General features: G+C 43.2%; 6 protein-coding genes. 3 read left to right on the top strand and 3 right to left on the bottom strand.

Going from position 1 to position 7,712, the window contains the following annotated elements; translation table 11 throughout:
- Together BGP76_RS20110 and BGP76_RS20105 are read right to left on the bottom strand one after the other, a co-directional pair.
- A partial coding sequence (locus BGP76_RS20110; RefSeq protein WP_119845982.1) for an HYR domain-containing protein occupies nt 1-1,421 on the bottom strand: 1,421 nt, incomplete at its 3' end.
- Between the two features lie 36 nt (nt 1,422-1,457).
- Nucleotides 1,458-2,810 (bottom strand): PorP/SprF family type IX secretion system membrane protein, encoded by a 1,353-nt coding sequence (locus BGP76_RS20105; RefSeq protein ID WP_119845981.1) that lies wholly within the window; start codon nt 2,808-2,810, stop codon nt 1,458-1,460.
- Between the two features lie 279 nt (nt 2,811-3,089).
- Here BGP76_RS20105 and BGP76_RS20100 point away from each other — a divergent pair, with 279 nt between their 5' ends.
- From BGP76_RS20100 to BGP76_RS20090, 3 genes are all read left to right on the top strand, one after another.
- On the top strand, nt 3,090-5,114 hold the full coding sequence (locus BGP76_RS20100; RefSeq protein ID WP_119845980.1) for a sensor histidine kinase: 2,025 nt from the start codon (nt 3,090-3,092) through the stop codon (nt 5,112-5,114).
- Nucleotides 5,107-5,760: a response regulator transcription factor gene (locus BGP76_RS20095; protein WP_119845979.1), complete on the top strand. Its 654-nt coding sequence runs from the start codon at nt 5,107-5,109 to the stop codon at nt 5,758-5,760. Before BGP76_RS20100 ends, BGP76_RS20095 begins: the two co-directional genes overlap by 8 nt.
- Nucleotides 5,761-6,113: 353 nt before the next feature.
- A complete protein-coding gene (locus BGP76_RS20090) occupies nt 6,114-6,578 on the top strand; it encodes a hypothetical protein (RefSeq protein ID WP_119845978.1) in 465 nt (154 codons plus the stop codon).
- A 63-nt stretch (nt 6,579-6,641) separates the two neighbouring features.
- Here BGP76_RS20090 and BGP76_RS20085 read toward each other — a convergent pair whose 3' ends face one another.
- Nucleotides 6,642-7,703 (bottom strand): branched-chain amino acid aminotransferase, encoded by a 1,062-nt coding sequence (locus tag BGP76_RS20085; protein WP_073122582.1) that lies wholly within the window; start codon nt 7,701-7,703, stop codon nt 6,642-6,644.
- Nucleotides 7,704-7,712: the final 9 nt, after the last annotated feature.

Here is a 7,712-nt window from a genome sequence, read left to right as displayed (position 1 = left end):
AACAGTGTATACTCACAGCTCGTGTCGAAACTCACATTCTGATCTGCGGGGCACGTGATCGTAGGTTTCGTGTCATCTGCTGGAATTACATTGAAGGTACAGGTCTCTGTATTGCCTGCGCCATCTGTGGCGGTCAGTGTGATGACTTGGCTCGCGGTAATCACTGTTCCAACGGCTGGGAATTGTGTGATCGTAGCAGTTCCGCAGTTGTCAGCGGCAGTTGCCAAAGTCGTGTAATCCAACAGTGTATATTCACAGTTCGCGTCGAAACTCACATTCTGATCTACAGGGCACGTGACCGTAGGTTTCGTGTTGTCGGCTGGAGTCACACTAAACGTGCAAGTTTTTGTATTTCCATCCCCATCATTGGCAGCAAGTGTAACGACTTGAGTAGCGGACAAAACAGACCCTGGAGCAGGAGATTGTGTAAGGGTAGGCGTACTACAGTTGTCACTGGCGATCGCCAAACTCCTATAATCAGGCAAAGTATATTGGCAACTGGCGTTAAAATCTATCGTCTGATTGGCTGGACAGGTAATCGTAGGTTGATCATCTACAATGACTACAGATTGGGTTTTGAACTGAGAACATGTTCCTCCCGTCGTGTATCTCACAGTATAGGTGCCACCGCTGCTAGCCGACAAATCTATTTTACCCGTAGAACTATTGATAGAAAGACCCGAAGGAGAACTAGTGAATGTACCTCCTGCGTCCCCTGATATAGTAGGTGTGGGATCAGGTAGATTAGAACAATAGCTGCTGCTACCGTAACTAAAAGAAGGATCTCTAACTACCCCCAGTTTTGCTATTATTTTCAGATCTATATCGCTACTGTAAACACTAAGTAATATTTCATTTCCATATTGGGTTGTTGTAATGCTATTGGATCCATCTCCATTGCCCTGTCCTTTAGCACTAGTTTGGACAACCAGTTGATCGCTGGCATCCCCAGGGTGCATCACTACGCCAATATAAAATCTACTGGTAGTCGGAACTGGCAAAGAAGGCAGCTCAATCCAAAACTCTCTAAAATTATGCACTACCCCTAACGAAGTAGGTGAAAGACCTGTTACACCCCCGACCTGAGTGCCTGGTCTGCCTGACCCATTGTCATCATAAACCATCACATCAATCCTAAGATTATCATTGGCGTCCGAAAGAAACCCAAGACCTAATAAAACAGCTCCTACTGAGGTCGTACCAGGGCTAGGACTAGTAAATCCTTCAAAGATTGTTTTTGCGTCTGTTGGATTTGTAGAGTTCGATGGATCTGGTACACCTGTAAGCCTACCAGATCCATAATTAAAAACAGTTGTGGTTGGAGTGGGGGTTTCCCACTCATAGGATAGCGTATCACATTCTTGCGCTTTGGATAGGGTGAATGTCAACAAGGTAAGAGCAATAAGTAGTATCTTTTTCATCTATGTATCGGAATAATAAGGGGATGATTTACTGAATCAGTCGACATGAAAAACGACCTGTACGCATCGGTTCTCTTCATCCTGTTCGGAGATAGGGTCTATTTCACCTCTCCCAATCGTAGAGATGCGGTCCCGAGCCACACCAATCTGAACAAGTTCGTTGGCCACCGCTGTTGCCCTTGCTTCAGATATTTGCTGATTAAATTCTTCTGTACCAGATGCGCTCGCATGTCCGATGATCGTGACATTAAGTTCCTGATGCGCTTCTAGTATTTCAGCTACTCTAGAGATGACCTTGTATTGATTTCCCGAAATCACCGAATCTTCAGATGCAATTGCAAATCTGATGATTAAGTCTTTTTGAGTAAAAACAGCATTGAGAGAATCAGGTAATGCTTCAACATTTGTGGGTTGGGTCACGAGCTGCGCTGAGGTTTCAACCGGCTCAACTAGAGTAGGCCATGTGACAAGTGCTGGTTGAGTGTGAGTGACATAGGTTTGTCTCTCTTCAGGTTTGTTTCTGCGACATAGTTTAATCCCCAGCATAAGCCCATGCGAGCCTCCGAGAGATTGGGTTTTGGTAGGGATTTCATAGTTATAAGCAAAAATGAATCTATCATTGATTTGCACGTCGGCCATTACCGCCAAGCCATAGCCAGTTTTGTAGATCGCTCCAAGACCTAAGATATCTTTGAGCAAGACGCGGCTACCAATATCTAGTTGATCGGTTTGTTCATCGTAGTTTCGATAGAGAAGAAATCCTTCGAGCATCCAGTTAGGCCCACTAGCGAGATCATAAGCAGCGTAAGCATTGAACAGTTCGCTCTGTGCAAAGTTCAACTCTGATTTTCTCGAAAATGTCTGAGGCATGGCCGCCCCTAGCGTCAACCTTCGAGAAGTAAACATCAGCCCCAAACCATTGGATACCCGTGATTGGGGTTGATTTTGCCCAACTAACAATTCGTCTGTGTAATCACTAGCGATCACTTCATTCATATCGAATCGCTGCTGATCGATCCCCAGAGAGAAAGCGGCATGCAGCGAGCTATGCTCAGATACCTTCAGATGATAAGCATAACTGATGTTCCCTGAAAACTGAGTGACTAATCCTAAATCCGAATAGCGTATGGTAGTTCCCAAACCATGTGTAGGAGTTAGACTCCCATAGAGACTCAGTTGCTGCATAGAAGGAGCATTATCTACTCCGGCTGTTTGTACTCTACGATTTACAAAACCATACCAGCAGTTGTTCATACCTGCTACAGCGGGATTGATCAGAAAGGTATTCTGATTGTAGAGGCTATAGGGCGTGATCTGTTGGGCCAATGCAAACGGACCATGCGTAGCAAGAATAACTACTAGTGTGGTTAGGAGGTGAATTTTTCTCATGTGCTGACGCTGATTTACAAATACAAAGATGAAAACAGCAGCTACGCGAGGCAATACGAGGCATCCCGTAAATACATACGTGGCAGTACGTAAAAGTCAAGCACATTTGGATGGAGTCAGATGAGAACCCTACATATCCGTTTCATTTCACATGAAAAGGCAGCTAGGAAACTGTAGCATTTTTTTTATCCTCCCCGAACCTATATTTTGCATTTAATCAGCTTATTTTATGATTTTATCCTGATCTTGGCGACTCGAATTAATTACATCTCACTAGTGATGCAGCGATTATTCCTTTTAGCAGGTTTTATATTCTCAGCAGGTGGTTCGTCCTATGGCAATCACAACTACGATTCACTTTTTCAGGTCATTGATAGTCAACCTACTTGGGAGGCTAAACTTCCCTTGTATGACACCTTGAACGTATGGATATACCCCGAAAAGTTGGACCTATACCAACAGTGTCTTTCTCGGGCTATCCAAAACACTAAAGCAGAACAACAGTACGATTTTGCTGCCAAGTACGCCATCCGTTTAGCTAAGACGTATTATTCAGAAGTATTCATTCCCGATTCTGCTTTCGCCATTATTAACAGAACACTTCATTGGGATGATCAGTTGTCAGCCTCAACTAGGGGGGCATTGTTAATTCAACGGGGGAATATTTACGAATACATAAACGAATATGACAGTTCACTACGTGAGTATAATAATGCAGCTCATGTTTATGAAACACTCAATGATTCAACTCAGAGGGAATTTGGAGAGGCCTACTTATATATGGCAGCCAGACACATGCAAAAGGGCGATTTTATAAAATCAGGTGAATTGTTAGAAAATGCCCGTGCGATATTTGCCCACAACTATGATACTGCTAGCCTGATCAAAACGATCAATGAGACGGCTATCCTCTATGGGATGAACGGGTTTGCTGAAAAGGCGATCGAGCAGCGAAAAAAACTCATTCAGCTGAGCAATGCGAATACAGAAATAGGACTGATTCTGGTGAACTATATTAACTACGCCACTGAAGCCCGCAAATTGAATAATGATAGTCTAGGGATTCGTTTATTGAAAAAAGCAATCTCACTTGGCGACCCAAAGCCAGACCTAAGGTATTCCGCTTACAGTAAGCTCACGGTTGCATATACCAAAATCAACCGCTGTGATTCTGCGAACCACTATTTTCAGCGCATGCAAGCCGAACGAGACAAGTTTAAGGGATCCAAATGGCTGGATGAGCTTTATTTATGGGCACAGGTCTATTCCCTTTACTGTCAAAACAGATATGACGAGACAATTGCTCTGTCTAAGCAATTGATCGATCAGTGCCGAACACAAAACAAGTACGAAGAGGTGATGGAAATGGAGAATTTGACCTATAAATGCTATTTGGCAAAAGGGGATTTCGAAAATGCTCATACACACCTACAGTCTTCCATTCATATCAAAGACTCTATACTCAGCGCTAGCAAATCCAATGCACTGGTCTATATGGAGACATTGTATGAGAAAGAGCACAGGGAGAGGCAGATATCTGATCAAGAAAATGAAATTAAGGTTCTCGCAACAGCCAATTTATTCAAAACCCGACTGAGCTGGGCTATCGGGATTGGTTTGCTCTTACTCTTTGCGGGAATTTATTTCTATCGCTCATCAAGGTTTGCCATTCAAGCCAAAAAAATGGAAGCCCTCTATTCGCGGCAATTGATCGTAGCACACGAGGATGAAAGAAAACGCATCTCCCAAGACCTCCACGATTCAGTCGGCCAAAGTCTTATTTTGATCAAAAATAAGGTAGCCTTGAATCAAGATGAAAACACCACCAATATGGTATCCAAAGCACTAGAGGAAGTGAGATCAATCTCCAAGGCACTGCATCCAGCTGTATTAGAAAACTTGGGTCTTACAGCTGCCATCCAAAAATTGGTAAGTGACGCAGATGAATACTCCGACATTTTCTTTTCCGAAGAGATTGACACCATAGATGGTTTATTTGACGAAGCAAAGGAATTACAAATTTACAGGATCATTCAGGAGTGTTTGAATAACGTACTGAAGCATTCGATGACAGAGTCTGCGTCAATAGTCGTAAAGAACGAACCGAGACGTATATCGATCCAAGTGAAAGATTATGGCGTGGGTTTTGACTTGACTGAAGACTCCAGAGTCATGACTAGCTTAGGAATGAAAACGCTCAAAGAACGAACACAACTTCTCGGCGGCAAATTGATGATAGAATCCATCAAGGGAAAAGGAACTAGTGTCACACTCCATATTTCAAAACGAACAGAAAATGCTTGATTCGAAAGTAGTACGCATCGTAATCGCAGATGATCACCCGCTGTTGTTGCAGGGATTGAAAGAACTACTGCATCAAAAAGGTAATGTAGAATTGTTGGGAGCTGCAAGCGATGGTGCCACGGCTTTAAAATTGATCTTAGATAGCCAACCTGACATTGCTCTATTGGATATTGAAATGCCCTATTTGAGTGGGCTGTCCATTGCTGATGAGTGTAGAAAAAAGCAGCTAGACACTAAATTCATTCTCCTATCCTATCACAAAGAGCCCGACTTGATCGCACAAGCGAAAAGTCTCAACATAGCGGGCTATATCCTAAAAGAAGATACCAGTACAGAAATATTCAAATGTATAGATGAGGTCATGCAGGGCAATTCTTATTACAGCCCCTCGATTCTCTCTACTGCCACTACCACCGATACCAAAAAGACCGTCAATTTGGATTTGCTTTCATCATCAGAAAAAAAGATCCTCAAACTTGTAGCCAGTCAATGTAGCTCTCAAATGATAGCCGAAAGACTTCATATCTCTGAACGAACCGTAGAAAAGCACAGAAGCAACATTATCAGCAAACTAAACCTAGCAGGTCAATCTAATAGCCTTTCGTTGTGGGCAGTAGAACAAAAGAGGTTGATTATGGCTTTGTAAAATTGACTAAACCACTATGGGCTGAAAGCACCATAGGTTTAGGAGAGAATGAAATTCTCTACATTCCGAATCAAGACCTTAGATCCATAGACACGAGATTGTAGACAGAAAACTATCATATTTACTAAATATATAAATACTAGTATCCTATTGAGGTTGGTAGAAGCTAAAGCGAGATCCACTAAAGCGCATACCCGCCGGCAAAGGCACGGTTTCAACTACCTCTTGTTACTAAATAAGACACGAAGCAGTCCTCAAACGAAATCCTCGGTCATATAAAATATTGTGGAGCCAATTATCTAGTTTTGCGTCCGAATCCCCGCCCAGTTCAAAACAACCATAAAACAAGATTGATGAAGACTATATACGAAGCGAATGACGCTATACTAGAGTTTGATGAAGAAAAAACCACCTTATACATTACTTGGAAAGGGGAAGTCTCTGAAACTTCGGTAATAAAGGTTTTGTCTCTAGCGGCCAAAGCATCCTACCTCACTGATACGATACACTGGCTGATTGATAGACGACAACTAGAATCATACGAAGCAGAAGCACGAATCTGGGTCAAAAACGACTTCATAGATAAAGTAGGCAAAGAGCTGATCAAAAAAACGGATAAAATTGCAGCAGTTATGTCAGATAGTGCCATGGCGCAAGTCTCCTCCAATGTCCTGATCGACTTGATCGTCGAACAAAACCCAAACATAGCGTTTAAGGAATTCGATATGGTACTGCCTGCGTCCAACTGGCTGATCGGTAGCGTGGAAGAAACCAAAGAAGAACCGAAAAAGAAAAAAGGCTTCTTTAGTAGAAAATAGCCCCTCGTGCTAAACAATATTGCCCAAATCAAAAAAAGCAGCCTTTCGAGCTGCTTTCATTTTTTATAACGTGAATACCCAACCGTGCGGATCGGGTTTTCGACCCATCTTGATATCATCTAATTCGCTGAACAGCTTATCCGCCAGCGGCGTCTCTGTTGGCAGTTGATACTGCTTGCCTTCATTTCCTATCATCTTGATCTTCGAAATCGTCGCTGCAGTCCCCGCTCCGAAGGCTTCCTGTACTGTACCTGCTTCCAGTGCTGCTATCAGTTCTGTCACCGTTAGTCGGCGTTCCTCTACTTTCATCCCCCAGTCGCGTGCGAGTGTCAGTACACTGTCTTTGGTGATTCCATTAAGTATGCTATCTCCTGCTGGGGCAGTGATCAGCGTATCGTTGATATAAAACAACAAATTCATCGTACCAGCCTCTTCGATATACTCATGCTCCTTGCCATCTGTCCAGATCAACTGGTGGTAGCCTTCTTTGAGCGCCTCCATAGCTGGATATAAAGACGCGGCATAGTTACCCGCAGTCTTTGCAAACCCCACGCCACCAGAAGCAGCACGAGTGTATTTTTTTTCTATCTTGACATTAACAGGTTCTGAGTAGTACGCACCTACAGGCCCTGTGAAAATCAAAAACTTATAGGTCATCGAAGGTCTGATTCCTACATAAGGATCATTGGCAAATATCACTGGACGAATATACAAAGACGTATCAGGTCTCGTCGGGATCCATGCCGCATCTAGCTTGAGTAACTCGGTCAGTGCTTCCATGAACAGATCTTCTGGGATAGGAGGAATACACATCCGCTCCGCACTAATTACCATACGCTTGGCATTGGCATCTGGTCTAAAAATACGGATAGCCCCTTGGTCATCTTTGTAAGCTTTCAAGCCCTCGAATACAGACTGAGCATAGTGCAAGGTCGCATTGGCAGGACTAATCGATAGATCACCATAAGGCTCAATTCGAAAATTCTTCCATTCCCCATCTTCATATTCTGCTGCGAACATGTGATCAGAATACACCTTCCCAAATTCAATGTGATTAAAGTCAACCTCGTTGATTTTGGATTGGGCAACCTCTTTGATATCAAAATCGATCGTACTACTACTCATCTCTTATAT

It is taken from the genome of Reichenbachiella sp. MSK19-1, assembly GCF_003590315.1.
Lineage (GTDB): Bacteria > Bacteroidota > Bacteroidia > Cytophagales > Cyclobacteriaceae > Reichenbachiella > Reichenbachiella agariperforans.
This window is presented reverse-complemented; position numbering and strand designations above follow the sequence as displayed.